This is a genomic window from Pontibaca salina (assembly GCF_016307205.1).
Taxonomy (GTDB): domain Bacteria; phylum Pseudomonadota; class Alphaproteobacteria; order Rhodobacterales; family Rhodobacteraceae; genus Pontibaca; species Pontibaca salina.
This window is the reverse complement of sequence record NZ_JAEIJD010000002.1, coordinates 15,186-40,055: the sequence shown is the minus strand read 5'-3', so window position 1 is coordinate 40,055 and position 24,870 is coordinate 15,186. Positions and strand designations below refer to the sequence as shown.

Annotated in this window: 25 protein-coding genes and 1 other RNA gene; 13 read left to right on the top strand and 13 right to left on the bottom strand. The window is 59.2% G+C overall.

Translation table 11 applies throughout. From position 1 onward, the window contains the following. Positions 1-9: 9 nt before the first annotated feature. Positions 10-924 carry a mechanosensitive ion channel family protein gene (locus tag JAO82_RS02895; protein WP_198684850.1) on the bottom strand — a complete coding sequence of 305 codons (915 nt, stop codon included), beginning with the start codon at positions 922-924 and terminating at the stop codon, positions 10-12. A gap of 1,200 nt (positions 925-2,124) precedes the next feature. On the opposite strand from JAO82_RS02895, the gene JAO82_RS02890 reads away from it, so the two are divergent. Further along, positions 2,125-2,394 (top strand): DUF1127 domain-containing protein, encoded by a 270-nt coding sequence (locus tag JAO82_RS02890; protein ID WP_198684849.1) that lies wholly within the window; start codon positions 2,125-2,127, stop codon positions 2,392-2,394. Positions 2,395-2,467: 73 nt separating this feature from the next. On the opposite strand, the gene JAO82_RS02885 is transcribed toward JAO82_RS02890, so the two are convergent. Continuing rightward, entirely contained in the window at positions 2,468-3,661 is a 1,194-nt protein-coding gene (locus tag JAO82_RS02885; protein ID WP_198684848.1) for an RtcB family protein, read from the bottom strand. Between the two features lie 338 nt (positions 3,662-3,999). Between JAO82_RS02885 and JAO82_RS02880 the strand changes: the two genes are divergently transcribed. Further along, complete coding sequence (locus JAO82_RS02880) at positions 4,000-5,346, top strand: ABC transporter substrate-binding protein (RefSeq protein ID WP_198684847.1); 1,347 nt, start codon at positions 4,000-4,002, stop codon at positions 5,344-5,346. Between the two features lie 53 nt (positions 5,347-5,399). On the opposite strand, the gene JAO82_RS02875 is transcribed toward JAO82_RS02880, so the two are convergent. The 4 genes from JAO82_RS02875 to JAO82_RS02860 are packed head-to-tail and all read right to left on the bottom strand — an operon-like array spanning position 5,400 to position 9,220. Next, on the bottom strand, positions 5,400-6,599 hold the full coding sequence (locus JAO82_RS02875) for a branched-chain amino acid ABC transporter permease (RefSeq protein WP_198684846.1): 1,200 nt from the start codon (positions 6,597-6,599) through the stop codon (positions 5,400-5,402). Between the two features lies 1 nt (position 6,600). Beyond that, complete coding sequence (locus tag JAO82_RS02870) at positions 6,601-7,674, bottom strand: branched-chain amino acid ABC transporter permease (RefSeq protein ID WP_198684845.1); 1,074 nt, start codon at positions 7,672-7,674, stop codon at positions 6,601-6,603. Positions 7,675-7,713: 39 nt separating this feature from the next. Next, positions 7,714-8,421 (bottom strand): ABC transporter ATP-binding protein, encoded by a 708-nt coding sequence (locus JAO82_RS02865; protein WP_198684844.1) that lies wholly within the window; start codon positions 8,419-8,421, stop codon positions 7,714-7,716. Then, positions 8,408-9,220 carry an ABC transporter ATP-binding protein gene (locus JAO82_RS02860; RefSeq protein WP_198684843.1) on the bottom strand — a complete coding sequence of 271 codons (813 nt, stop codon included), beginning with the start codon at positions 9,218-9,220 and terminating at the stop codon, positions 8,408-8,410. Before JAO82_RS02860 ends, JAO82_RS02865 begins: the two co-directional genes overlap by 14 nt. A 358-nt stretch (positions 9,221-9,578) precedes the next feature. Here JAO82_RS02860 and JAO82_RS02855 point away from each other — a divergent pair, with 358 nt between their 5' ends. Beyond that, entirely contained in the window at positions 9,579-10,454 is an 876-nt protein-coding gene (locus JAO82_RS02855) for a hypothetical protein (protein ID WP_198684842.1), read from the top strand. A gap of 84 nt (positions 10,455-10,538) precedes the next feature. On the opposite strand, the gene rpmG is transcribed toward JAO82_RS02855, so the two are convergent. The 6 genes from rpmG to gatC all read right to left on the bottom strand — a co-directional run bounded on the left by rpmG (position 10,539) and on the right by gatC (position 14,513). Further along, on the bottom strand, positions 10,539-10,706 hold the full coding sequence (gene rpmG, locus JAO82_RS02850) for a 50S ribosomal protein L33 (RefSeq protein ID WP_021098674.1): 168 nt from the start codon (positions 10,704-10,706) through the stop codon (positions 10,539-10,541). A gap of 125 nt (positions 10,707-10,831) precedes the next feature. After that, positions 10,832-11,217, bottom strand: an RNA gene (rnpB, locus tag JAO82_RS02845) — RNase P RNA component class A. Between the two features lie 33 nt (positions 11,218-11,250). Continuing rightward, positions 11,251-11,913, bottom strand: coding sequence for an N-acetylmuramoyl-L-alanine amidase (locus JAO82_RS02840; protein ID WP_198684841.1), 663 nt, complete (start codon positions 11,911-11,913; stop codon positions 11,251-11,253). A 6-nt stretch (positions 11,914-11,919) separates the two neighbouring features. Continuing rightward, positions 11,920-12,699, bottom strand: a complete 780-nt coding sequence (locus JAO82_RS02835) for a hypothetical protein (protein WP_198684840.1) — start codon at positions 12,697-12,699, stop codon at positions 11,920-11,922. Positions 12,700-12,738: 39 nt separating this feature from the next. After that, a complete protein-coding gene (gene gatA / locus JAO82_RS02830; protein ID WP_198685213.1) occupies positions 12,739-14,226 on the bottom strand; it encodes an Asp-tRNA(Asn)/Glu-tRNA(Gln) amidotransferase subunit GatA in 1,488 nt (495 codons plus the stop codon). Beyond that, complete coding sequence (gene gatC / locus JAO82_RS02825) at positions 14,226-14,513, bottom strand: Asp-tRNA(Asn)/Glu-tRNA(Gln) amidotransferase subunit GatC (RefSeq protein WP_198684839.1); 288 nt, start codon at positions 14,511-14,513, stop codon at positions 14,226-14,228. Before gatC ends, gatA begins: the two co-directional genes overlap by 1 nt. A gap of 159 nt (positions 14,514-14,672) precedes the next feature. On the opposite strand from gatC, the gene JAO82_RS02820 reads away from it, so the two are divergent. Then, on the top strand, positions 14,673-15,365 hold the full coding sequence (locus JAO82_RS02820) for a metal-dependent hydrolase (protein WP_198684838.1): 693 nt from the start codon (positions 14,673-14,675) through the stop codon (positions 15,363-15,365). Between the two features lie 49 nt (positions 15,366-15,414). Continuing rightward, complete coding sequence (locus JAO82_RS02815) at positions 15,415-15,777, top strand: YigZ family protein (RefSeq protein ID WP_198684837.1); 363 nt, start codon at positions 15,415-15,417, stop codon at positions 15,775-15,777. A 5-nt stretch (positions 15,778-15,782) separates the two neighbouring features. Here the strand turns inward: JAO82_RS02815 and JAO82_RS02810 are convergent, their stop codons facing one another. Further along, positions 15,783-16,241 (bottom strand): nucleoside deaminase, encoded by a 459-nt coding sequence (locus JAO82_RS02810; protein WP_198684836.1) that lies wholly within the window; start codon positions 16,239-16,241, stop codon positions 15,783-15,785. 62 nt (positions 16,242-16,303) lie between these two features. Here JAO82_RS02810 and JAO82_RS02805 point away from each other — a divergent pair, with 62 nt between their 5' ends. The 8 genes from JAO82_RS02805 (at position 16,304) to JAO82_RS02770 (ending at position 24,869) form a co-directional block, all read left to right on the top strand. Continuing rightward, complete coding sequence (locus JAO82_RS02805; RefSeq protein ID WP_198684835.1) at positions 16,304-17,125, top strand: pseudouridine synthase; 822 nt, start codon at positions 16,304-16,306, stop codon at positions 17,123-17,125. Positions 17,126-17,314: 189 nt separating this feature from the next. Continuing rightward, entirely contained in the window at positions 17,315-18,199 is an 885-nt protein-coding gene (locus tag JAO82_RS02800; RefSeq protein ID WP_198684834.1) for a 5-bromo-4-chloroindolyl phosphate hydrolysis family protein, read from the top strand. Between the two features lie 35 nt (positions 18,200-18,234). Further along, positions 18,235-19,425: a toxic anion resistance protein gene (locus JAO82_RS02795; RefSeq protein ID WP_198684833.1), complete on the top strand. Its 1,191-nt coding sequence runs from the start codon at positions 18,235-18,237 to the stop codon at positions 19,423-19,425. A gap of 5 nt (positions 19,426-19,430) precedes the next feature. Further along, positions 19,431-20,408, top strand: coding sequence for a DUF2927 domain-containing protein (locus JAO82_RS02790; RefSeq protein WP_332872470.1), 978 nt, complete (start codon positions 19,431-19,433; stop codon positions 20,406-20,408). Between the two features lie 26 nt (positions 20,409-20,434). Further along, positions 20,435-21,544 carry an SPFH domain-containing protein gene (locus tag JAO82_RS02785; protein ID WP_198685211.1) on the top strand — a complete coding sequence of 370 codons (1,110 nt, stop codon included), beginning with the start codon at positions 20,435-20,437 and terminating at the stop codon, positions 21,542-21,544. A gap of 45 nt (positions 21,545-21,589) precedes the next feature. After that, the gene (locus tag JAO82_RS02780; RefSeq protein ID WP_198684832.1) at positions 21,590-22,705 is read left to right on the top strand and encodes a zinc ribbon domain-containing protein; all 1,116 of its coding nucleotides are present in this window, start codon (positions 21,590-21,592) and stop codon (positions 22,703-22,705) included. Between the two features lie 23 nt (positions 22,706-22,728). After that, positions 22,729-23,166 carry a D-aminoacyl-tRNA deacylase gene (gene dtd, locus JAO82_RS02775; protein WP_198684831.1) on the top strand — a complete coding sequence of 146 codons (438 nt, stop codon included), beginning with the start codon at positions 22,729-22,731 and terminating at the stop codon, positions 23,164-23,166. 116 nt (positions 23,167-23,282) lie between these two features. Beyond that, positions 23,283-24,869, top strand: a complete 1,587-nt coding sequence (locus JAO82_RS02770) for an ABC transporter substrate-binding protein (RefSeq protein ID WP_198684830.1) — start codon at positions 23,283-23,285, stop codon at positions 24,867-24,869. Position 24,870 lies beyond the last annotated feature (1 nt).

Genomic DNA, 24,870 nt, shown 5'->3' with positions numbered 1-24,870 from the left:
GACGCGCAATCAGTCGAAGTCATCTTTCATTACAGAACTGCCGCGCGCGCCGCTGCGCACCAGTTCAATCCGGCGATGCGGTACGATACTGCCCGCCTGACGCAAGGCATCGTCGATCAGGCTGTATACCTCATCGCGGCAGTCGACGTCGCGCTCAAACCGGGACAGCCAGTAGCGCACGGAATAGGTGATACCGCCTTCGTCATAGGAGCGAACACGCACATCGGGCGATGGATCCTGCTGGATCAGCTTGGCCTTTTTCACCGCTTCCAGCATCAACTCACGTGCCGTTGAAATTGGCAATGTGTGGTCCAGCGTAATCGCGATCTGGGCCCGGTATTGCGGCTTGGGAGCGGAATAGTTGATGATGCGTTGGCGCGCAATTTGGCTGTTCGGCAGGATCGTATAGGCGGAATCGCGGGTCAGAATTCGGGTTGTACGCCAACCGATCTCGATCACCTTGCCACGGGCCAGCCCGTCGATGTCGATCCAGTCGCCGATACGGAACGGCCCTTCGATGCCCAGCGCGATTCCCGACAACGTGTCGGCCACCACGTTTCGGATCGCGAAGCCCAGCATCGCGATAACCAGACCCGAACCCGCCAAGGCTCCCACGGCGCCCTGCCCCATAAACAACGCGCCTGTCGCGGCAAAAGCCACGAAAAACAGAATAACGGCGATCAGATCCTTCAATAGGCGCGGGTAGCGCCGCTTGCGGATCGGGTTCTGGTCAAGAACCAGTGCCACAATACGACTGAGCAGCCACGCGGCTGAGAAATATGACAATGCAGTGATCGCAAGGATCACCAGGTCGCCATTTTCAAACAGCCCAGCGAGCGCTGTCCGGTTAATCAGCAGCCCGACCGCAACGATCATCAGAACGACCGGCCAGACAAGACGTCTAAGATTTTGTTTTGCGCTCATGCAACATGCCTAATAATTGGACGACGCGATAGAACTCGGCGTCGCGGGGTGATCGGATGATGACAGTGAGGACAGCGCACACGAGCGGCTCGGGGCAGGATCGCAGCGCAACCAGCACAGATGACGCGAAATAATGCATAAGACACGGTACAACTCCATACAGCAGTGTCAGCGTTGAAAGTAATAGAACCGCGGAAAACAGAGCTTCTACTACGTATACACAAAAAGGTGGTCCTGTAGAGAAATCCATAGTCGCAGGGTGATCCCCACGGGATTGTGACTCAACTTTCCAAGACCGGCGCAACAAAAAGCACCAGTTCGAAGATCAGACCAGCGGTGAACGGCAGGCGAAACAATTAGAGTTCGCCTAGTCCGATCAATGTAATCCCAAACAAAGAGGCTACAGGGATGTCTTCGAGGCCGGTGTCGGCCCGCACCAGCCGCGCGCAGCACACCTACTGAACCACATAGGTCATATGTGAGTCGAACGACACAAGATCGCGAGAGAGCGCCCTATAAGTCCAAGCGCTAAAGTTGATCTTATCACGCAGGATAAAGCCTGAGTTTGTCGACTGGCCCTTGATGGTCATGCCACCTCCCAAACAACCTTAAGGTTATTTTCCGCATCAGGATTATCAGGAAGCCCCGGAAGGCGACACAGGCGTTCTGACGCCACCCCCCGGGGTCAGAGGCGGGTCAGCAATCGAAAACGGAAGTAATATTGGTGAACCATCATAGGGCCACCATAAAGATCCCTACCATTTTAGTCAACTAGCCTCCGAACCCGAACGGGTGACCGCAGCGTCGACGCGACAATCGCCCGCTAAAACAGGCGTTTTCATGCCGATTCCACCTAAAAAGAGCAGCCTCAAGGGATTGAAATTCAGAGCCATTGAGACCATATGAAGGGTATGCTCGTGTTCAGTTTGTATAGGAAATTTATGCACCATGCGGGGTCACTACTGACCCGCATGTAACCCCGGGCGACAGGGATCGTCTACACCCCTGTCGGCCTCGGGGTCTTCTTGATCAATTACCGATCAATCGTGCGTGCGACCTTCGCCGCACAAACTGGCAACAAGGCAATCCCAACGGATTCTCCGAAATCGCCACACAGCGTTTTCCGGCGTCGCTGTCACCGTATTACCGCAGCGCCACCGGATCAAAAGCACCTGATTTCTGACATGAGGAGACAAAAACATGACTGTACATACACAACCGCAGTGGCAAGGTCAGTTGCACCCGCAAATCTTTGCGCCAGCAATGCCCGGCCTATTTCGCCGTCTACGCCGCGTCTTCGCCAGAGGATTCGCCAACTGGCAACGGCGCCGCGCGATTGCCACTCTGCAAAGCTTTGACGACCATCTGCTGTCCGATATTGGCATCACGCGCGGGCAAATTCCGCACTATATTCGCGAAATCGAAACGTATGAAGCCGATCAGTCTCTGACGTCACCGCGTCAGCGATAAACTCCGACCTCTACGCGTGTCGTCCATATTTCGGGCGACACGCCATTTCATAGCCGCTTACGCAAGTCGCTGATTAATCCGCCATACATACGATCAACGGGCGCAATCTGTGAAGAACCTTCACGGTTCCCGCATGTGCCTCAAGAACTTCGGACAAATTCTTGTAAACTTCTGGTGCCTCATCCGCGCCGCCCCCCCGCAGGACGATCCCTTCGTTTATTAGCCTGTCCTGTACCGCGTCGAAATCCACGCGGCCGCCCTCATGTACCCATTCATTAAATCTATATGTCGTTCCGTCCGACCTTTTTCTTTGGCTGCGGACCCTACGCCTTCGACCTGCCGCCTGTGTGCGTGACATGACGCGCCCGGCCCCATGAATGGTCGAGTAGAACAACCTGCGCGATGCTTCGTTGTCCACACCTGTCAGAATGACGGAATCATCGCCCATTGAGGCACCGACAAACCCGCGCTGATCGGGAAAGGCCGGAGTGGCTCCCTTTCGCACAACCCAATATTCTTCGTTATCATGCGTTTCCAGCCAGGCATAGTTGTGGTGATTGTGGACCTCGTCCGTGATTCTCCCGCCTAAAATGTCCACCACGGTTTCACAAACCCAGTCGCGACCGGCATAGGCATATTGTCCCGCCAATTTCATGCAGGCGATATAGTCTTGGCCAAGCTGCGAGTTCACATCAAGTGTATGGGGAGTTTGATCCATAATATTCAGATTATCCCCGGCTTGTTTCATGAAATGCGAGGCGATACTGTGACCCAGATTACGCGATCCGAAATGCGCACCGACCCAAATATCGTCATTTTCATCGGCAAAGACATCGACATAATGATTTCCCGCGCCGATCGATCCCAATTGCGCGCGAGCGGTTCGCTTCAATCGGGGTGTATCTTTTAAAAATGGAACTTCATTCCATACCGGATCGTCAAAGAGCGCATGCTCGACCCTGATCTTGTTATCCTCACCGACTCCGAAAGCCAGTGTATCAAAGATGGTTTCGGCCAAAGGTTCCAGTCTGCGCTTGATATCGCCAACCTTAATGTCGGTCTTGACGGCCTTGTTCCCGCACGCAATATCAAAGCCCACACCGGCCGGAGGAATTTTATCTTTATAGACGGCTACACCGCCGACCGGCATGCCATAGCCCTTGTGATTATCCGCCATCAGCAACATCGCTTCAGCGTCAACCAGGCAGTTTTCGGCCTGTTTTATCGCGCCTTGTTCCGCGTCACCCATGACGATTATTTCTTTCATGCTTGTCTTCCTTGATGCAGGTTCCCCCGACGATTCTTCAACCTGTACTCAGGCGAAACGGGTTTGGGGTTTGGGTTATGGCCGATGCGGCGCATTTTCACGCGATGCGCCTACTGCATATCAAAGTATAGAATGCAGCCTATCAAGGCCGAGCCCCTCTTTTAAACCATTACCGCAATGTCGGCAAGTTTCCCACGTGGCCTCCCGGAATCCTCTGGCTTTCTCCCGAAAAAGATCATTTGGGGCAAATCGGCACCCTATGCTACCCTTCCCTTGTTATCGTAGCAGGAAACGGTCGGAACAACCCACCACCCTGCGCATGGCAACAGGAGGAATACATGTCAAAAAAACAATTAAATAATCCCCATCGCCGCAGGTTTATGAACTCTGTTGGCTTGACGGCAGGCCTAGTGACGCTTAGCGCGTCCTTCGCCGCATCAACCTGGGCGCAGGAAGCGCCGCCCGAAGTCCCGATCGGTCAGGTCGTGGCGTTTACCGGCTCCGGTGCCGAGTATGGCGTATTCTACCGCGATGCGGCCAAGCTGGCGCTCGATCAGATCAATGTTGCCGCAGAAGAGGTTTTTGGCGGCCCCATCGTTTCCCGGCTGATCGCGGAAGACTCCAACACCTTGCCGACCCCCGCAATTGAGGCGGCGCGCAAGCTGGTCGAGGCAGACGGCGTGCCGGCGGTCATCGCCGCATGGTCCAGTGGCGTCACCGTCGCGATTGCAACATCGGTTACCATTCCCTCAGGTGTGCTTCAGGTCGGTAACGGTACGACATCGCCGCTGGTTTCGATCCTGCCCGAAGATGCCGAGGCTGATCTGCTTTTCCGGACCAGTCCCTCGGATGCCCTGCAAGGCGTGGTTGCAGCTGACCTAGCGGCGGGCAACCTTATTGATGACTACAAATTTTCAACAGCAGCTACGATTTATATCAACAATCCATATGGTCAGGGTCTATCGAACGCGTTTACCGCAGCTTTTGAGAAGCGCGGCGGCACGGTTCTGGCCGAGGTCGCACATCCCGAAGAGGTCCAGCCGACCTATCGCTCACAACTGTCGGCCGCGCTCAAGGATAATCCGGATATCTTGATCTTGCCGACCTACCCCGCTCATACTGCGGCAATCCTGAAAGAAAGCCGCGATATCTTTGACTATACCAATTGGCAGTTTACCGATGCCAACCGCTCTAGCGAGGTGCTAGATGCAGTCGGCGGGGCAGATCTGGTTGGCAAACTCGGCACCGTGCCCTCTGCCGACCCGGAATCGGAAAGCTACAAAAGTTTCGCTGAAGCCTACAAGGCCGCATATGGACATGACCGTATTCCTCCCTTCAGCGAAACCACTTATGACGCAGGCATGGTGATCGGTCTGGCGCTGGCCAAGGCGATTGCCGATGGCATCACCGACCCGGCCGAGATTACCGGGCGCGAACTGGCCGACCGACTGCGCCCGATCGCCAATGCCCCCGGCGAAACGATCATCGGCGGCAGCCAAGCAGAGATCACCAAGGCGCTGCAAATGATCAAGGATGGGCAAGACATTGATTATGTCGGTGCTGGCGGGTCGGTCGATTTTGACGAAAATGGTGACGTGAAAACCCCGGTCGCGATCTGGCAATTCACCGAAACCGGCGACGAGACAATTAATATCGTCCCAGCGGAGCAGATCGCCTCGGAGTAAACCCGAACCATCGCAAGCAACTGGAGCGGCGCCCTATTAGGGCGCCCTTTCTTTCACTCGTCTTTCGGAAGGAAATCCGACACCTTCTTACGCTCGCGCAGTATCCCTTGGGGCCGAAACAGGACGATCCCCCCCAGCAGGATTGCCACCAGCATCCAGCGCAGATAGGCACCGCGCGATGGTAAATCAGCTGAGATCGCGCGCAAGGCGGGACTGGCCATGTCGATCACAAATGCGGCTCCGCTCCACACCGCCCAGACGGCAAAAGCCCCCAAGATTGCGCCTTTGTTGTTGCCGCTGCCCCCCAACATCAGCATCACCCAGACGATGAAGGTAGCGAACAGCGGGTTGAAGTGGCTGTAATCGATGCTGACAACATAATGGGCATAGACCGCACCAGCGACCCCCATGATGAAGCTGCCTACAACAAAGGATTCAATGCGGCGCAACGTGACATTCTTGCCATTCATCGCTGCAGAGTTCTCTTCATCGCGCACCGCACGCTGCATCCGCCCCCAAGGCGAGCGGGCGATACGTTCGAGCGCCAGATAAACCACCGCCACGATCAGCGCGACCACGACAAGGTAAAAGAACACATAATCGCGCGGGCTGAGTGGGGCGAGCCAGTTCGCGACCCTTGCCGGCAACCAAGAGCAGGCCGGATCCGCAAACAGACAGTCAAGTGGTCGCGGGATGCCGCGCATCGGCTGCGGACCGTTAGCCAGCCAGCGTTCATTCTGAAAGATGAACCGGATCACCTCGGCAATGCCCAAAGTGGCGATGGCGAGGAAATCCGTGCGTAATCTCAGCACTGGAATCGAGATCAAAAAACCGACAAACGCCGCAATGATCCCCGCCATGAGAACGCCCGCCAGAAACGGCCATTCCAGTCCGAATGCCTGCTGTGAATACGCCGCCAACGCGCCTTCGGGCATCTTGGTCGTGAACAGCGCCGAGGTGAAGGCACCCACTGCAAAAAAACCGGCGACACCAAAGTTGACGTGCCCGGTCAGCCCCCATTGGCTGTTCAGCCCAAGGCTAAGAATAGCGTAGATCCCCGCCATGGTCGAAAACGAGGCCAAATAGGTGAGAATGCCACGAGGTAACCAAAGCGGCAGCACCAGCGCAACAATCGCGGCCGCGACCACCGCCAGCAGCAACCGCAGCACAGGTCGCCCTGGAAACACCAGCAGCCCCAGCAATACCAGCGGCAGAAACAGGAATGACGCGCGCGCAAGATCAACCGGCTCCATGTCAATCCCCTCCCTTGCCGAACAACCCCTGCGGTTGCAGCACCAGCACGATCACCAGCAGCACAAATGCCACCCCCGGCCCATAGGCGGGATTGATGAATGACGAAGAAACCTGCTGCGCAATCCCGATGATCACTGCGCCCACAATCGCTCCCACTGGATTGCCCAAGCCCCCCATGATCGCGGCGGCGAACATGGGCAGCAACAGCCAAAACCCCATTTCGGGACGCAATTGCGAGGCCAACCCATACATTACGCCACCCGCCGCAGCGAGGCTGGCCCCCAACACCCAGGTCCAGGCGATGACGCGCTCGGTATTGATACCGCGCACCTGTGCCAGATCCGGATTGTCGGCGGTGGCACGCATCGCCTTGCCCATCCGCGTGCGCTCCAACAGGAGCCAGGTCAACGCCACAAGGATCATCGCCAGAACGAAAACAAAGATCTGGTCGGCTTGGATACGGATGCCCAGCGGCAAATGCAGGGCCGGATTAGCGCGTCCGGGATAGTAGAACAGAAAATCCGGACCCCAGATCAGATAGATGGAACTGCGCAGAAAGAATGCCGCCGCCAACGATGCCATCGCCAGCAGCACCAGCGATGCGTCGCGCTGGCGCAGCGGGCGAAACAGTACCCGGTCGACGACCAGCGCCACCAGCGATACGGCAGGCATGGCCAACACCATCGCCGCGAGCAACTCCCATCCGAACGAAAACGGCAACAGCACCGGCCCACGCGGCAGGAATGAGGCGATGGTAAACGCGCCGTAAGCGCCCAGTGTAACCAGCGCGCCATGAGCAAAGTTTGGGAACTTCAGCACGCCGTACACCAGCGTCAGCCCAATCGCACCGAGCGAGATAATACCGCCCAACATGATGCCCCAGACGGTCAGCGACAGCAGGTCCGACAGCGATGCGCCGTTGCGCTGGCCAAGGATCCAGAACACCACCAGCGTCAGCAGCAACGCCACACCAAGCGCCACCCGACTGCGCAGCGCAGCTCCGATGCGCTCGCGCAGCGAGCGGTCATCGTGTCGGCGGCCAACCGCATCGTCTGGCGTGTCTTGCATGCTCATCCTTGCCTCTCCTCCTGCGGCTTTGTCGCATCGCCCGGTTCAGCCCCCCAGATAAAGCCGCCCCACCTCGGGATCATTCAATAGTTCTTCGCCGGTCCCCTCGAACCGATTTTCGCCGCTGGCCAAAACATAGCCCCGGTCGGACATCTGCAGTGAAAGCTGCGCGTTCTGCTCGACGATCAAAATGGCGGGTCCGGAATCGTTGATCTTCTTGATCTGCTCGAAGATCACACCAACCATCTTTGGCGACAGCCCGGCCGACGGTTCGTCCATCAGCACCAGTTTCGGTTCCAGCATCAGGGCGCTGCCCATCGCCACCATTTGCCGCTCCCCCCCCGACATCTTGCCGGCGCGCTGGTTGCGCCGCTCTTTCAGGCGCGGGAAGTAATCATAGATGCGCTCCTTGCGGGCGGAAATATCGCCCTTTTTGGCCAGAAACGCGCCCATCTCGAGATTCTCCGCGACAGTCAGCTCGGTAAACACGTTTGATACCTGCGGCACATAACACATACCGCGCTCCACGATCTGATAAGGATGCAGCCCAGAAATATCGTCACCGTCAAAAAAGACCTTGCCCTCGCGCGGGTGCAAGAGGCCGAAAATCGTCTTCATCAAAGTCGATTTACCGGCGCCATTGGGGCCGATTATCGAGACCATCTCGCCCCGGCGGACTTGCATCGAAACGTCGCGCAGGATCTCGGTGTCACCGTAACCAGCGGTGACGGATTGCACGTCAAGCAGCGCCATACTGCCCCCCCAGATAGGCCTCGAGCACGTGTGGATCATTGCGCACCTCCTCGGGGTGGCCTTCCATCAGGCGCCGGCCCTCGCTCATCACGATGACCGGATCGCAAAGCCGCATGACAAGGTCCATGTCGTGTTCGATCAGCAGAAAGGTGATGCCGCGTTCGCGCCGCAGATATTCGATGTTCTCGGACAATCGTTTCATTAGCGTGCGGTTCACCCCGGCGGCAGGCTCGTCCAGTAGCACCAGACGTGGCTCCGCCATCAATGTGCGTGCCAGTTCCAACAGCTTTTTCTGTCCGCCCGACAGCCGCCCGGCAAGTTCATCAGCCAGATGCGTCAGATTCACGAAATCCAGAACTTCCATCGCCCGGTCGCGGATCTCGCGTTCCTGCCTGTGCACCAGTTCCGGGCGAAACCAGCAATTCCAGAATCGTTCGCCCGCCTGATCAGGCACGACCAGCATTAGGTTTTCCAGCACGGTCATGGTGCCATGTTCACGCGGGATCTGGAAAGTCCGGCAAATCCCGCGATTGAAAACGCCATGAGGGGGCAGGCTGGTGATGTCCTGCCCATCGGTCAGCACACGGCCCGAATCCGGCTGGAAAAAGCCGGTGATCGCGTTAAACAAAGTCGTCTTGCCGGCACCATTGGGACCGATCAAACCGGTGATCGTTCCTTCGGCAACCTTGAGAGAGCAACGATTCAGTGCGCGCAACCCGCCGAAATTCTTGACCAGATCGCGCACTTCTAGAACTGGCGGCTTCTTGTGCGCGTGTTGGCCGTCATCCGTTTTCTGCATGTGACGCCTCCCCGGATCATGATGAACGCGGAAATTTTCAAATGCAACAGGGAGGTTGGCTGATTCTCGCTCCAGTGTTCGGCGCTCAGCGCGACCTCAGCGCATGCGATTATATCGCGGACTTGCACCACGGCATCGCTGTAAGCCTCAACGCGTTGACGCGCAACTCCCGGACGAGTTTCGCATCAGATAGATCGCGTGATCACTCCAGATGCTGCGCACGAAATTGGCCAGCATCGTCAACGTGCCAACGCGGTTTCCCTATCTTTAGCCCTGACTACAGGCTCCACATTGACGATGCGACGCGCAAAGGCTAGGGCCGGCAAGCACTTGCACAAACAGGGTCGAAACCGCACAGATGCACATCGTTTTTCATCCGGGTGTCCATCACACCGACGGGGATCGGCTGATGAAATGCCTGCTGAGCAACAAGGAAGGTTTCTGCAAGAAAGGCGTCGCTGTCCCTGGTCCCAGCCGGTATCGCACGTTGTTCCGAGAGGCTTTCGACGCCTTAAAACACGCCCCTGCTGCACCTGATTCGCGGAATGTTTTGCTGGACGCCATACTGGATGAGGAACAGGCCGCTCGATTGATCCTGTCCAATGTCCATTTTTTCGGGTCCGCTCGGTTCGCCTTGGGGGACGGGCAGCTATACCCTCTGGCCGGCGAACGGGTCGCGCAGCTGCGCCAATTACTACCCACGGGCCAGATCGAAATCTTCATGGCCATTCGCAATCCCGCCAGTTTTCTGCCCGTAACCTTTCCGGGCATCACCCAAACCGAACTGGACAACCGTCTTGCGGGACGCGATCCCCGCGAATTGCGCTGGTCCGAAACCATGGCCCGAATCCATCGGGCAGCCCCTGATGTGGCCATCACGGTCTGGTGCCATGAGGATATGCCGCTGATCTGGGCGGCAATCATTACCGAAATGGCCGGTTTGCCAGAACACGAGAAAATTAATGGCGCATATGATCTCTTAAGCCAGATCATCTCAGCCCGGGGCATGAAGCGATTTCGCGCCCACCTCCAGCAACATCCGAATCTGGACATCGGGCGCGAACGCACCGCCATCGCGGATATGCTGGACGCCTATGCGCTTGAAGATCAGGTAGAGGAAGACCTGAACCTTTCGGGCTGGAACGATGCGCTGGTGGCCGAGATGACCGAGATTTATGAGCACGATATGATACGACTTCGGGAAACGCCCAATCTGCGTATGATCACACCCTGATCGACAGCCCGCGAATTCCACGACGGAAACACAAAAAGGGCCGCGCCCCGCGCGACCCCATGCCGATCCGTAAAATAGGCTATCTTACTTGATCTTACCTTCTTTGTACTCGACATGCTTACGGACAACGGGGTCATATTTGCGCACGGTCATTTTCTCGGTCATCGTACGTGCGTTTTTCTTGGTGACATAAAAATGCCCTGTTCCCGCCGACGAGTTCAGACGGATCTTGATTGTGGTCGGCTTCGCCATGATTTCTCTCCTGCGTCGAAAGACCAGCGGCCTTTCGTAAAATCTCTTTGAGGGTGCGCTTGTACCCGCGTGATGGCCCAAGTCAAGGACGTTTTGCCCCGTCGGATCCCGCATTTGACCCAAAATTGCGCGGAGGGCCTATAAGCCGGATTTTGTCTGGAGACACAAGGCCCCCTGGATGACCATTCATCTGGGACGCATGTTGCCATGCGCCTCAAGCTGCCAACCCGATCCCCCGACCAGAGCGGGCTCGCGGGCAAGGCCCGCGCGAGGATCCTATTTGGCATTGCTCCCGGTGGGGCTTGCCGTGCCGCCGCTGTTGCCAGAGGCGCGGTGGGCTCTTACCCCACCGTTTCACCCTTACCCCGGACCTGCCGGGGCGGTCTGTTTTCTGTGGCGCTTTCCGTCGGGTTGCCCCGCCCGGGCGTTACCCGGCACCGTTGCTTCTTGGAGTCCGGACTTTCCTCTCGGGTCGGGTTCCCCCTGCCCAAGCAGCCATCCAGCCCTCCGCGCCCGTCCGATATGTGCGCAAAGCCAAGGCAGGTCAATGGCATTGCGCGACGAACCCCGCCAGTGCGGCCATATCCGCCGCACACAGATCGCCCTGTCCGCAGGGACGTAACCGCCAGCGTACCACCGCCAACAGGTCGCCATCGCTGGTCGGGGCAGTAAACCCGGCCCGTCGCGCCAGATCCCGAAACGCCGGCCAATCCGCAACGCCCCCGCAGATGGGCGCAATTGCCTGCGCCATCCCCTTGCGTGCCAGCCGGGCCCAATCGAACCGGGGACCGGGATCACGCTTGCGCCCCGGGGCCATGTCCGCATGCCCGATCACACCGGCAGGTGGAATGCTGTGGCGCACCATCACGCCGGACAGCAGACCCTCCAGCGTGGCTATCTGCGGCTCGCTGAACGGATGGTTTCCGGCATTGTCCAACTCCACCCCGATTGAGCGCGAATTGATATCATCCATACCCGCCCATTCGCCCGCACCTGCGTGCCAGGCCCGCTGGCTCTCATCCACCAGCTGCCACAATTTGCCGTCGCGCCCGATCAGATAATGCGCCGAGACCTCGCTGCCGGGGTCGCACAACCGGTCCAGCGCCGCCTCGGCGGATTGCATCGCTGTGTAATGCAGAACGATCAAATGCGGGATTAAACCGTCGCGACGCGGACCAAAATTCGGTGACGGATGCCACAGTGGCATTGCTGCTTAGTTCCGCACCGAATTCCGGAACGGCGATGGATCCCAGCCGCAAGCGAACCCGTCACCATCCGGATCCAGTCCCAGCCGGTCGCGTTTCGGTCCGCCCTTTGCCAGAAATGCGATCTGGGCCTGATCAGGTGACGGATAGGCGGCGCAGCGGCGTTCGCTCCGCGCCCCCAGTTTGATCGGCGAACGATTGTAAACCTTGGTTCCGGGAGCGTGAGTCGTGCTAAGCGCATAGCTGACGATATTGGGCCGCCCCTCGCTCGGACGCGGCGGCAACTCAGTAGGCTGCACCACCTGATATTGCGCCCGATTGCGCGCAATCCGCTCGGCGTCGCTTTCAATGCTTTGCCGTGCCGACACCGCGACGAAATCGTTTTCGCTGGAAATTCCGAACTGATTTACGGCAGCCGGGGAGGAATTGTCGGGCATCGCGGAAAGTGGCTCACCGGTTTCGATCGGGTTGGGCGGGCTGATATGCGACGGCCCCTCATCCGCGCCATCGTCCTTGTCGGAACTGGCTTCCAAAGCCGCGGCGGTTTGGGCTGCGATGTCAGAGGCGCTGTTCGCCGGACCCGGAGCATAGGCCGCCCCTGTGGCCGGATCCAGTGATTGCTGAGACACTTCGGCGGGACGAGTCAGCCGATTCGCGCCAGCCAATTCCCCACGCAACTCGCTTTCGCGTGCGCGGTCGGCAGAGCCGCCCCACCACGCATCATTCGGGGTTTGTGGGGCACAGGCACCTGCAAGCGCCATGGCAAAAACGCAAATCGCTGCACGCATCGGAATGTTCCTGTTTCAATCGTTGTTGCGCACGTGAAATTACCACCATTTCTCCGGCTTGGCTACAAAACCAGCGGCGCGCTCCAGCGCGAAAGCGGCATTCAGCATTTCGCCCTCTTCCCAAGGCCGCCCGATCACTTGCAGACCCAGCGGCAGCCCCTGCCCGTCAAGCCCCGTCGGCACTGTAACCCCCGGCAGCCCGGCCAGATTCACCGTCACGGTGAACACGTCGTTGAGATACATCTGCACCGGATCCGCGTCTTTCATCTCGCCCAGACCAAAAGCCGCCGAAGGCGTCGCAGGTGCCAGAATCGCATCGACGCCATCCGCGAACACGGTTTCAAAATCGCGCTTGATCAAGGTACGCACCTTGCGAGCGCGGTTGTAATAGGCGTCATAAAACCCAGCACTCAGCACATAGGTGCCGATCATCGCGCGGCGCTGCACCTCGTGGCCGAACCCCTCTGCGCGCGTCTTTTCATACATCTCGTTGATACCGTCGCCCTGTGCCAGTTTCGCCCGATGCCCATAGCGCACTCCATCATAGCGCGCCAGATTCGACGACGCCTCGGCCGGAGCCAGCACATAGTAGACGGGCAGCGCATATTTGGTGTGCGGCAGCGAGATATCGACGATCTTCGCGCCCGCGTCGCGCAGCATGTCGGCACCATCCGACCACAGCTTTTCGATCTCGGCGGGCATACCCTCCATGCGGTACTCACGTGGGATGCCGATGGTCTTGCCCTTGATGTCGCCGGTCAGCATCCCCTCGAAATCTGGCACCGCCAGATCGGCACTGGTGCTGTCCTTGGGGTCGTGACCAGCCATCGCTCCCAGCATGATCGCACTGTCGCGCACCGATTTCGTCATCGGCCCGGCCTGATCGAGACTGCACGCAAATGCCACGATCCCCCAGCGCGAGCAACGCCCATAGGTCGGCTTGACGCCAACGGTCCCGGTAAAGGCCGCCGGTTGGCGGATCGAGCCGCCGGTATCGGTGCCGGTCGCAGCAAGACACAGATCGGCGGCGACTGCCGCCGCTGACCCACCGGACGACCCGCCCGGCGTCAATTGCGCATCGTCGCCCGAGCGCCGCCAAGGGTTGACCGCGTTGCCATAGACGCTGGTTTCATTCGAGCTGCCCATAGCGAATTCGTCCATGTTCAGCTTGCCCAGCATCACCGCCCCGGCATCGGCCAGGTTCTGCGTGACCGTGGATTCATATTCCGGCACAAACCCCTGCAGGATTCGGCTGCCCGCCTGCCCCGGCACACCTTTGGTGCAGAACAGATCCTTGATCCCGATGGGCAAGCCGCACATCGCTGGCGCGTCGCCTGTCTGCAAACGCTCATCGGCGGCACGTGCGCGTTCCATCGCGATTTCGGGCGTCTTGTGAACGAACGCATTCAGCGCTCCGGACCCTTCGATAGCACCTAGACAAGATTCTGTCAGTTCGACCGATGTGACATCGCCGCGCTTCAATGCATCGCGCGCTTCGGCAAGACTCAGTTTGTTCAGCTCGTCCATCATTCCATCACCTTCGGCACGGCAAAGAAACCTTCACGCGCATCGGGCGCGTTGGCGAGGATTGCCGCCTGCTGATTGCCATCCGTTACCTCATCGGCGCGTTGCTTCAACCGCTGCGGCGTGACCGAGGTCATCGGCTCGACCCCTTCGACATCGACCTCGTTCAGTTGTTCGATAAAGCCGAGGATGGCATTGAACTCTTCCGCCAGCTCCGGCAGCGCGTCCTCTTCAACCTTAATACGGGCCAGCTTGGCAATCCGTGCGGCGGTGGTTTGGTCAATCGACATGGAGACTTTCCTTCTAGCGTTGTTGCGCATTTATCGTCCTGCCGCGCGACCCGCAAGTCTTGGCTCGGTTCGGTGCCGGACATGGTCCAGCTTTGCACCCCAAGGTTGCATTTCCGGCCCGCTATGTTACCTGTTTCACAAACTCTCGGAGGATTTGATATGAAGCTCATCTGGCTTGGCCATGCCGGCTTTCGCCTTGAAACCGGTAATCTGGTCATCCTCATCGATCCCTGGCTGACCGGCAACCCGATGCTGCCGGAAGATCAGCACGAGGCGGCCGTGGAGGGGGCCACGCACATCCTGCTGACCCATGCCCATTTTGACCATTCCGGCGACGTTCTGTCGCTGGCCAAAAAACACAATGTGCCGGTTCTGGGGCAGTTCGATATCATGAATCTTTGGGCAGAAACCGAAGGCATCGAAACCATCGGCTTCAACAAAGGCGGCACGATCGACGTCGGCGGAGTGCAGATTTCGATGGTGAATGCGGAACATTCCTCGACCTTCCAGACCGATGACGGCCTGCGTCCCGGCGGCTCTGAAGTGGGCTATATGATCGCCGCCGAAGGGCACATGATCTATCATAGCGGCGACACCGATATCATGGCCGACATGGAATGGTTTGCCGACTATTACAAACCCGATATCGGCATCCTGTGCGCCGGCGGACATTTCACAATGGACATGGCCAAGGTCGCCTATGTCGCCAAACGCTGGTTTGACTTTAAGACGATCATTCCCAGCCATTACCGGACTTTCCCGCTGCTGGCCCAATCCGCCGAGGAATTGATCACCGCCCTGCCCGACGTCAACATTATCGAGCCGCAGGTGATGAAACCCATCAGTTTTTGACAAGCCTCGGCGCCTTGCAACCGCGTCATCGTCTCGCTAGCTGATAGATATGCTTTTGCTTGAGAATATCATCAGCGACCGCGGGTCCAAATATGCCGTTGCCGGCGGCCCGTGCCGGTCAGACAAGGAGGCCAAGAAATTTCTTGCCCAACTGAAACGCCGCAAGAAATTTGCGAAAGCAACGCATAATTCATGGGGGCTGTTGACCGATGACGGCCCGATCAAGAACGACGACGGAGAAAGCGGCGCCGGTCAGGTGATTTTGCGGATGCTGGAACGCGAAGAATTGCACAACCATATCATCGTTGTGAGCCGCTGGTTTGGGGGCAAGAATCTTGGCGGCGACCGCTTTCGCCACGTGCAGACCGCGGTGCGGATCTATCTGGACGAACTTGCTCAGGGCAAAGCATAGGCGCTTCAGTCCATGATACGCCTGTCGCGGAAAAACTCTCGCAGTAAGGTTTCGGATTCTTGCGCGGAAATCCCGTCATAGATTTCGGGGCGGTGATGGGCCTGAGGATGCGACAGCACCCGCGCGCCATGCGCCACGCCACCCGACTTCGGATCGCCGGCACCGTAATACAACCGCGCGACACGTGCGGCGGCGATGGCGGCGGCACACATGGCGCAAGGCTCCAGCGTGACATACAGATCATAGCCGACCAGACGTTCGGACCCGGCGGCGGCACAGGCGGCGCGAATCGCGACAATCTCGGCATGGGCGGTTGGGTCGCTCAGTTCGCGGGTGCGATTTCCGCCCGATGCAACCACGGTGCCATCGGGCGCAACGATCACCGCCCCAACCGGCACCTCGCCGCGTGCGCCTGCCGCACGGGCTTGCTCCAACGCTTCCTGCATATACGACTTGAATACCATCGCCGCTATCTGCCCCGCATCTGCATCTTTCGCAAGCCGCGCTGATACGCTATCGCAGGGTCATGAGTACATCCCCTCCCCCCGGCGATCGCATCGCCAAAGTTCTGGCCCGCGCCGGTGTCGCCTCGCGCCGCGAAGCCGAGCGCATGATCGAAGCCCGCCGCGTCAAGGTTAACGGCAAAACCATCGACAGCCCGGCGCTGAACGTCACCGATTCGGACCGTATCATGGTCGATGGAAAACCGCTGGCCGAACCCGAACCGCCACGGCTGTGGCTCTATCACAAGCCGCCCGGCCTGGTGACCAGCGCACGCGACGAAAAGGGGCGCGACACCGTGTTTGATGCCCTGCCCGAAGACATGCCCCGCGTGATCAGTGTCGGACGGCTGGACATCAATTCCGAGGGGCTGCTGCTGCTGACCAATGACGGCGCGATTGCCCGCAAGCTGGAACTGCCCAGCACCGGCTGGCTGCGCAAATATCGCGTGCGCGTGAATGGCCGCCCGAAAGACGAAGATTTCGCGCCGCTGCGCAAGGGCGTAGTGATCGATGGCGAAAAATTCCAGCCGATGGAGGTCAGCCTTGACCGCCAGCAGGGCGCGAACGCTTGGGTCACTGTCTCTGTGCGCGAAGGCAAGAACCGCGAAGTGCGCCGCGCCATGGCCGAGGTCGGGCTGGCGGTGAACCGACTGATCCGGGTGTCTTACGGGCCGTTTCAACTGGGCGACCTGAAACCCGGTGCCGTCGAGGAGGTCCGCCGCCGCGTGATGCGCGACCAACTTGGGCTTGATAACAACGCCGAACCGCCGGTCGGCACCGCCAAACCGGGTAAACCCGGCGCGACGCCCAAACGCAGCCGCCCCTCGCAACGGCCAAAACGCTGATCCATACTGTATGATTTGCCTCCTATGTCGCTTCTCTCTGGCAAGCGCGCCCTGCATCGCCTAGATTCCCTTTAGCGAACCAGCGAAAGGGCCATCATGTCAGGACGCACGGTTCAGAGAATCGCTTATGCAGGGCTGATCGTCCTGCTGCTCGGCGTGGCGACCGGGTGGCTGGGGGGGCTTTAGGCCATGGCGCAGCGTTATGGCGGCAAATACAGCCCCGAAACCGACGATGTCGCCCCCACAGCAAAGAACAGTTTTGACGGCGCGCAGGTCGACCCGATCGGATTTGCCTCGAACCTGCTGTTCGTTCCGCCGATCCTACTATTCTTCCTGTCGCTGTTTAAAGGCCCGGTCGGGCTTGGCTTTGGTGTTTTGGGCGCGGCACTGTTGGGCCTTGGGGCGTGGCTGTTGCGCGACGGGCTGCGTGCGCAAGCTGCTTATGACGCGCGCAAAGTGGCCCGCCGCCCGGCCTTTCCGCGCAAGATCGCGGCGGCGGTGTTGGCCGCGCTCGGTGTGGGGGCGGGGATTCTGGCCCAGCCCGACGGCGGCACACTGGGGGCGGCGCTTTATGGTCTAGTCGCGGGAGCCTTGCATTTGGTCGCCTTCGGTCTCGACCCGCTGACAAGCAAGGGCGCACCTGGCGTCGACGATTTCCAGCAATCCCGCGTCTCGCGCGCGGTGGACGAGGGCGAGACCTATCTGGCCGATATGACCCGGGAAATCGCCCGCGCAAATGACCGCCGGATGAGCGCTCGGGTCGAGCGCTTTCAGGCTACCGCACGCGATCTGTTCCGCACGGTTGAAGAAGACCCCCGCGACCTGACCGGCGCACGTAAATACATGACCGTATATCTGATGGGGGCACGCGACGCGACAGCGCGGTTTGCGAATATCTATGCGCGCAGTCGCGATGCCAAGGCACGCGAGGATTATCTTGCCCTACTTGATGATTTGGAACAGAATTTCGCCGCCCGGACCCGCAAAATGCTGCTTGAGGACCGCAGTGACCTGACCATCGAGATCGATGTGCTGCGCGACCGCCTGAAACGTGAAGGCGTGCGCCCACAGTAAATTTACAACCGCTCCAGTAACAAGGATTTCCATTGATGTCTGACGATGTGCGCAGCAAGGCCCAGCAAACCGCAGCCGAGGTCGAGCAGGTAACCACCGCCACCCTGTCCGACCCATCACCCGAAATTGTGTCGCTGGAACAAGCCGATGCCTCGATGAGCGCGGAAATCCGCCGACGTATCGACGAAATCGACATGAGCGACACCGGTTCCATCGTCGGTTTCGGCGCGCGCGCGCAGAGCGAGTTACAACAGATCAGCCAAGCCATGCTGGCCGATGTCCGCAATAAAGATGTCGGTCCCGCAGGCGATTCGCTGCGCGGCATCGTCACCACGATCCGGGGCTTTTCAGTCAGCGAACTGGACATCCGCCGCCAGCGGTCGTGGTGGGAAAAGCTGATCGGCCGCGCGACTCCGCTGGCCAAATTCACTGCCCGCTTTGAAGAGGTGCAAGGCCAAATCGACAGCGTTACCGATGATTTACTGAAACACGAGCACAGGCTGCTGAAAGATATCAAATCTCTCGACCTGCTGTATGAAAAGACGCTGGAATTCTACGACGAACTGGCGCTTTACATCGCCGCGGGCGAAGAAAAGCTGCACCAGTTGGACAGCGAGACCATCCCCGTCAAAGCGGCTGAAGTCGATCAGGCCGCCGAGGACGATCAGGTGATGAAGGCGCAGGAGCTGCGCGATCTGCGCGCCGCGCGCGATGATCTGGAGCGCCGGGTCCATGATCTGAAACTGACCCGGCAGGTTACCATGCAATCGCTGCCCAGTATCCGCTTGGTCCAAGAAAACGACAAATCATTGGTGACCAAGATCAACTCGACCTTGGTGAACACGGTGCCGCTTTGGGAAACCCAGCTGGCCCAAGCGGTCACTATCCAGCGCAGTGCCGAAGCGGCAGGTGCAGTGCGCGAGGCCAGCGACCTGACCAACGAACTGTTGACGAAGAACGCAGCCAATCTGCGCGATAGCAACAAGATAATCCGGCAGGAAATGGAGCGCGGTGTGTTCGATATAGAGGCGGTTAAACAGGCCAATGCCGATCTGATCGGCACGATCGAGGAAAGCCTGCAGATCGCCGACGAGGGCAAGGCCCGCCGCGCCCAAGCCGAAGCCGAACTGCAAAAGCTGGAGGCCGAGCTGCGCGATACGCTGGCATCGGCCAAGGCCCGCAACCACGGTACCGGTGACACTGCGGCAACCGCAGTCCCCCGTTAGGGTGGGTGGCTTTGGAAATGGGTCGTAACTTTCTGCGGCTTTGTACCGCAACATTGTCGGCGGCAGGTGCTGTCACCCTGACCGCCTGCACCGCGCCACAGCCTCCGGCCTCGGTGGTGCCCCCCAACCGCCCCGGCGGTTTGGCAAAAGCGGTGCAACCGGTGGTCACCCCGCGCTCGGCTCAAAGCAGCGATCTTCAAGACTATTACATCCGCATTCAGGACGATTTACTGGTTCAGGGCCTGTTGCGCACCGATGGCGGAGGGCCGGACACGCCGTTTTCGCCCGAGGATCTGGTGCGCAACTTCGAGAATATCGCGTTTTTCGATGAATATACCCGCGGCGGCGGGCTGCGGGCCGGAGGTGCCAGCGGCGGGCTCAACCGATGGTCACAGCCGGTGCGCATCAGTGCCGAGTTTGGCTCCAGCGTTCCGCTCGACCAGCGGCGGCGCGATCAGGCCGCAATTAATGAATATGCCAGCCGCCTTTCCCGTGTCACCGGCCATTCCATCACCGGGGTCCGCAGCGGCGGCAATTTCCACGTTTTTGTGGCGGGCGACGATGACAACGAGCAATTGCTGCGTCGTCTGAACCAACTTGTCCCCGATATCAGCCGGGTCGAACTTGGCCTGTTCCGACATCTGCCGCGCTCGTTTTATTGCATGGTCGTCGCGGTGTCCTCGGCACAAGATCCCCACAATTATTCGCGCGCCATCGCATTGATCCGCGCCGAACACCCCGATCTCGTGCGCCTTTCCTGCATCCACGAAGAGATCGCGCAGGGTCTGGGACTGCCCAATGACAGTGCGGCGGCGCGCCCTTCGATCTTCAACGATGATAACGAATTCGCGCTGTTGACCAGACATGATGAATTGCTGCTGAAACTTCTCTATGATCCCCGCCTGAAACAAGGCATGACCGCGGATGAGGCGCGCCCGATTGCTCTCGCCATCGCACATGAACTGATGGGCATGGAACTGTGACACCGGCATGGGAAAGGAACTGAATGATGGGTATCTTTGATTTTCTCTCGGGACAGTTCATCGACGTTATCCACTGGACCGATGACACCCGCGATACCATGGTCTGGCGCTTTCAGCGTGAAGGCCATGAAATCAAATATGGCGCCAAATTGACCGTGCGTGAAGGTCAGGCTGCCGTTTTCGTACACGAAGGCCAGACCGCTGATGTCTTCACCCCCGGACTTTACATGCTCGAAACCAACAACATGCCGGTGATGACCTCACTTCAGCACTGGGATCACGGGTTTCGCAGCCCGTTCAAATCGGAAATCTATTTCGTCAATACCACCCGTTTCAACGATCTGAAATGGGGCACCAAGAACCCGATCATCTGCCGCGATCCCGAATTTGGACCGGTGCGCATCCGCGCCTTTGGCACCTATTCGGTACGGGTGACCGATCCGGCGCGTTTTCTGTCGGAAATCGTCGGCACCGATGGTGAATTCACCATGGACGAGATCAGCTTCCAACTGCGCAATATCATCGTGCAGGAGTTTTCTCGCACCATTGCCGCGTCGGGTATTCCGGTTCTGGACATGGCCGCCAACACCGCAGATCTGGGCAAGCTGATCGCGACGCAAATCGCACCCACACTGGAAGAATATGGCGTCGGCACGCCCGAACTCTATATCGAGAACATCTCGCTGCCAAGCGCCGTCGAAGAGGCTCTGGACAAGCGCTCCTCGATGGGGCTGGCCGGCGACCTTGGCAAATTCACCCAATATTCCGCCGCCGAAGCGATGAGCACCGCCGCGCGCAATCCCGCTGGTGGCGGCATGGCCGCAGGGCTGGGGGCTGGTATGGGCATGGCGATGGGCGCGCAGATGGCACAGCCGGGGCCGTGGGGTACAGTCCCGACCCAGCCCACGCCACCACCGCCGCCGCCGGTCGAGCGGGTCTGGCACATCGCCGAACAGGGGCAGTCTCGCGGGCCATTTTCGCGGGCCGATCTTGGACGCATGGCTGCAGACGGTTCGCTCAGCCGTGAAACCCATGTCTGGACGCCAGGGCAAGATGGCTGGCTGCGCGCGGGCGAGGTCGATGAGCTTGCCCAGTTATTTACGGTAATGCCACCGCCGCCACCACCTGCCCCTTGAGCATTTCTTCTTGCGCAAAATATCCCCGCCGGAGGCATGAAATCAATGTCCGACGCCAGCCCAGCGCTGCCACCCGCGCCGATCGAGCACCGCTTTCCCTGCGAAAACTGCGGGGCCGATTACCGGTTCGACCCGGCCCGTGATGTGCTGCACTGTGACCATTGCGGCCATGAAGAACCTGTCGCGTCGTCTCCATGGCTGGGCACTGCGCTGAAAGAACAGGATTTCGAAGCCGCCCTAGCCCATCACCTGCCCGCACAGGAATTTGAGGAAATCCGCGCGCTGTCTTGCCCCAATTGCGGGGCGCAGATCGAATTCGCACCCGACAGCCACGCCACCGAATGCCCGTTCTGCGCCACCCCCATCGTCACAGACACCGGCGCGCAAAGGCAGATTAAACCGCGTGGAGTTCTGCCGTTTTCCGTGGACGAACGCAGCGCCCGCAAGGCCATGACCGACTGGCTGGGCAGCCTGTGGTTCGCCCCGAACGGGTTGCGCAAATATGCCCGCAAGGGGCGGCGGATGCAGGGGATCTATGTGCCCTACTGGACTTTCGATGCGGATACGCAATCGCGCTATCGCGGCGAACGCGGCACGGTCTATTACGCCACGCGCACTGTCATGCGTGACGGCAAGCGCGTGCAAAAACGCGTGGCCAAAGTGCGCTGGAACCGCGTATCAGGCCGCGTCGCGCGGTTTTTCGACGATGTGCTGGTGCTGGCCTCGCAAAGCCTGCCGAAAGCCTATACTGACGCGCTGCAGCCTTGGGATCTGGGCGCACTGCAGCCCTACCAGCCGCAATACCTGGCCGGATTTCACGCCGAAGGCTATACTGTCGACCTTTCCGACGGCTTCGCCGAGGCGCGCGCCCATATGGCGCGCGTCATAGAACGCGACGTACGATTCGACATCGGCGGCGATCGCCAGCGCATCCATGATATCAAGACCGACGTGACCGACGTAACGTTCAAACATGTTTTATTGCCGGTCTGGTTGGCGGCTTACAAATATCGCGGCCGGACCTATCGCTTCGTGGTCAACGGCGAATCCGGCCGGGTTCAGGGCGAGCGGCCCTGGTCCGCCATCAAGATCGCAATCGCGGTGATTATGGGGCTGATTGCCGCCGGAATCGTCGGTTATTTCGTTGCCATAAACCAGTAAACAACAATGAATGAGGCTTCCAGATGCGCGCCCTGATCCAACGTGTGACCCGTGCCAGTGTCGATGTGAACAATGAAACCATCGGCAGTATCGACGAGGGTCTTTTGCTACTGGTCTGCGCGATGAAGGGAGATACTGACGCCCAGGCCGAACAGCTGGCGGCGAAGGTTTCCAAGCTGCGTATCTTTCGCGACGAACAGGGAAAAATGAACCGATCGATCCTTGATATCGGCGGCGCAGCTCTGGTGATCAGCCAGTTCACTTTGGCGGCCGACACATCGCGCGGCAACCGCCCCGGGTTTTCCGCTGCCGCCTCTCCAGACGAAGGCGAGCGCCTGTATAACCGCTTTGCCGAGGCTCTCGCGGGGCTTGGTATACCGGTGCAAACCGGGCGTTTCGGCGCTGATATGGCAGTGTCGCTTGTAAACGATGGTCCGGTTACGCTAAGTGTCGACGTTTGACGCAGCTGGCACGCCTCGCAATTAAGCTAGGTGGGATAAAAGGTTGCCAGGTTGTGTGAAATGCGTAACGCTTCGTCTAGAAGCGCGAAAACAAAAACACCAAGGGGGAAACTGGTATGAAAAAGCGGATTGACCATTATGCGGCTGACGTGACTGGCGGCAGGATGAGCAGGCGCGAATTCATGGGTCGGGCTGCGGCATTGGGGGTATCTGCCTCGGTCGCCAGCGGAATCCTTGCAAATGCAGCTTATGCCCAAGACCCCCAGAAGGGCGGCCACCTGAAAATGGGACTTGGTGGTGGCGAAAGCTCGAACTCGTTGGACCCGGCCCTGACCCTCAGCCAAGCCCCTTATAACGTGATCGCCCAGATCGGAGAGACTCTGGCCGAAGTGGATTTCGATGGCGGGCTGACCCCCCGCGTCGCCGAAGAAATCAGTTCGACACCCGATGCCAAGGTCTGGTCTTTCAAGATCCGCGACGGGATTCAGTTTCATGACGGCAGCACGCTAAGCGCAGAAGATGTGCTGAAGACGATGCAGCGCCATTCCGATGAAAAGGCGACCTCAGGCGCGTTGGGCCTGATGAAAGGCATCGAATCCATGCGCGCCGAGGGCGATCTGTTCGAGGTCACGCTGCACGAGCCGAACGCCGACCTGCCCTATCTGATGACCGACCCCCATCTGCGCATCCAGCCGGGCGGCGGGATTGAAAACCCGGCCAGTGGCATCATGTCGGGCCCTTATCGTATCGTCGTCAACGAACCCGGTGTGCGACATATGATGGAGCGCTTCGAAGATTACTGGGACGATTCGCGCGGCCATTTTGACAGCACCGAAGTGCTGGTGATCAATGACCCGACCGCCCGTATTTCCGCGCTGCAATCGGGGCAGGTCGATATGGCCAACCTAATTGGGCCCAAGCTGGCCGATCTGCTGGATCGCGCCCCCGGCATGGTGCTTGAGCGCACGCAAGGACGCGGCCAGAACGTGTTTGTGATGATGGTGGACACGGCCCCATTCGATAATAATGATCTGCGCCTAGCACTGAAATACGCGGTCGACCGCGAAGACATGGTCGACAAGATTCTGCGTGGCTATGGCACGGTCGGCAATGACATCCCTGTAAACGCCACCTATCCACTGTTTGACGGCAGCCTGCCCCAGCGCGAATTCGACCTGGAAAAGGCCGCCGAACATTACAAGAAATCCGGCCACGATGGTCGGCCAATTATCCTTCGCGTGTCGGACGTCGCCTTTCCCGGCGCGGTCGAAGCGGCGCAGCTTTATCAGCAGACCGCGCGCCAAGCTGGAATTCCACTTGAGCTCAAGCGCGAGCCGGGAGACGGTTATTGGTCCGAAGTCTGGAACAAACAACCGTTCTGCGCCTCTTACTGGAGCGGACGTCCGACACAGGACCAGATGTATTCCACTGCCTATCTGTCCTCCGCAGACTGGAACGACACCCGTTTTGACAATGAAAAGTTTGATAAGCTACTCCTTGAGGCCCGCGCCACGCTGAATGATGAAAAGCGCACCGAAATCTACAACCAGATGGGTATGATCGTACGCGACGAAGGCGGGCTGATCATGCCCATGTTCAATGACTTCCTCGACGCGCGTTCTGAGCGCATCGCCGGCTGGCGCCCCCACCCCAACGCCGACATGATGAACCATTCCGCAGCAGTGTTCTGCTGGATGGCCTGAA

Excerpts from the sequence above, each read along its gene's own strand:
- JAO82_RS02805 (WP_198684835.1), top strand. The coding sequence starts at position 16,304 with ATGAGTACATCCCCTCCCCCCGGCGATCGCATCGCCAAAGTTCTGGCC.
- JAO82_RS02885 (WP_198684848.1), bottom strand. The coding sequence starts at position 3,661 with ATGAAAGAAATAATCGTCATGGGTGACGCGGAACAAGGCGCGATAAAA.
- JAO82_RS02860 (WP_198684843.1), bottom strand. The coding sequence starts at position 9,220 with ATGCAGAAAACGGATGACGGCCAACACGCGCACAAGAAGCCGCCAGTT.
- JAO82_RS02875 (WP_198684846.1), bottom strand. The coding sequence starts at position 6,599 with ATGGAGCCGGTTGATCTTGCGCGCGCGTCATTCCTGTTTCTGCCGCTG.
- JAO82_RS02840 (WP_198684841.1), bottom strand. The coding sequence starts at position 11,913 with ATGCCACTGTGGCATCCGTCACCGAATTTTGGTCCGCGTCGCGACGGT.
- JAO82_RS02865 (WP_198684844.1), bottom strand. The coding sequence starts at position 8,421 with ATGGCGCTGCTTGACGTGCAATCCGTCACCGCTGGTTACGGTGACACC.
- rpmG (WP_021098674.1), bottom strand. The coding sequence starts at position 10,706 with ATGGCGAAGCCGACCACAATCAAGATCCGTCTGAACTCGTCGGCGGGA.
- JAO82_RS02880 (WP_198684847.1), top strand. The coding sequence starts at position 4,000 with ATGTCAAAAAAACAATTAAATAATCCCCATCGCCGCAGGTTTATGAAC.
- JAO82_RS02800 (WP_198684834.1), top strand. The coding sequence starts at position 17,315 with ATGGCGCAGCGTTATGGCGGCAAATACAGCCCCGAAACCGACGATGTC.
- JAO82_RS02855 (WP_198684842.1), top strand. The coding sequence starts at position 9,579 with ATGCACATCGTTTTTCATCCGGGTGTCCATCACACCGACGGGGATCGG.
- JAO82_RS02795 (WP_198684833.1), top strand. The coding sequence starts at position 18,235 with ATGTCTGACGATGTGCGCAGCAAGGCCCAGCAAACCGCAGCCGAGGTC.
- JAO82_RS02890 (WP_198684849.1), top strand. The coding sequence starts at position 2,125 with ATGACTGTACATACACAACCGCAGTGGCAAGGTCAGTTGCACCCGCAA.
- JAO82_RS02770 (WP_198684830.1), top strand. The coding sequence starts at position 23,283 with ATGAAAAAGCGGATTGACCATTATGCGGCTGACGTGACTGGCGGCAGG.
- gatC (WP_198684839.1), bottom strand. The coding sequence starts at position 14,513 with ATGTCGATTGACCAAACCACCGCCGCACGGATTGCCAAGCTGGCCCGT.
- JAO82_RS02895 (WP_198684850.1), bottom strand. The coding sequence starts at position 924 with ATGAGCGCAAAACAAAATCTTAGACGTCTTGTCTGGCCGGTCGTTCTG.
- JAO82_RS02835 (WP_198684840.1), bottom strand. The coding sequence starts at position 12,699 with ATGCGTGCAGCGATTTGCGTTTTTGCCATGGCGCTTGCAGGTGCCTGT.
- JAO82_RS02780 (WP_198684832.1), top strand. The coding sequence starts at position 21,590 with ATGTCCGACGCCAGCCCAGCGCTGCCACCCGCGCCGATCGAGCACCGC.
- JAO82_RS02820 (WP_198684838.1), top strand. The coding sequence starts at position 14,673 with ATGAAGCTCATCTGGCTTGGCCATGCCGGCTTTCGCCTTGAAACCGGT.
- dtd (WP_198684831.1), top strand. The coding sequence starts at position 22,729 with ATGCGCGCCCTGATCCAACGTGTGACCCGTGCCAGTGTCGATGTGAAC.
- JAO82_RS02810 (WP_198684836.1), bottom strand. The coding sequence starts at position 16,241 with ATGGTATTCAAGTCGTATATGCAGGAAGCGTTGGAGCAAGCCCGTGCG.
- JAO82_RS02815 (WP_198684837.1), top strand. The coding sequence starts at position 15,415 with ATGCTTTTGCTTGAGAATATCATCAGCGACCGCGGGTCCAAATATGCC.
- JAO82_RS02785 (WP_198685211.1), top strand. The coding sequence starts at position 20,435 with ATGGGTATCTTTGATTTTCTCTCGGGACAGTTCATCGACGTTATCCAC.
- JAO82_RS02870 (WP_198684845.1), bottom strand. The coding sequence starts at position 7,674 with ATGAGCATGCAAGACACGCCAGACGATGCGGTTGGCCGCCGACACGAT.
- gatA (WP_198685213.1), bottom strand. The coding sequence starts at position 14,226 with ATGGACGAGCTGAACAAACTGAGTCTTGCCGAAGCGCGCGATGCATTG.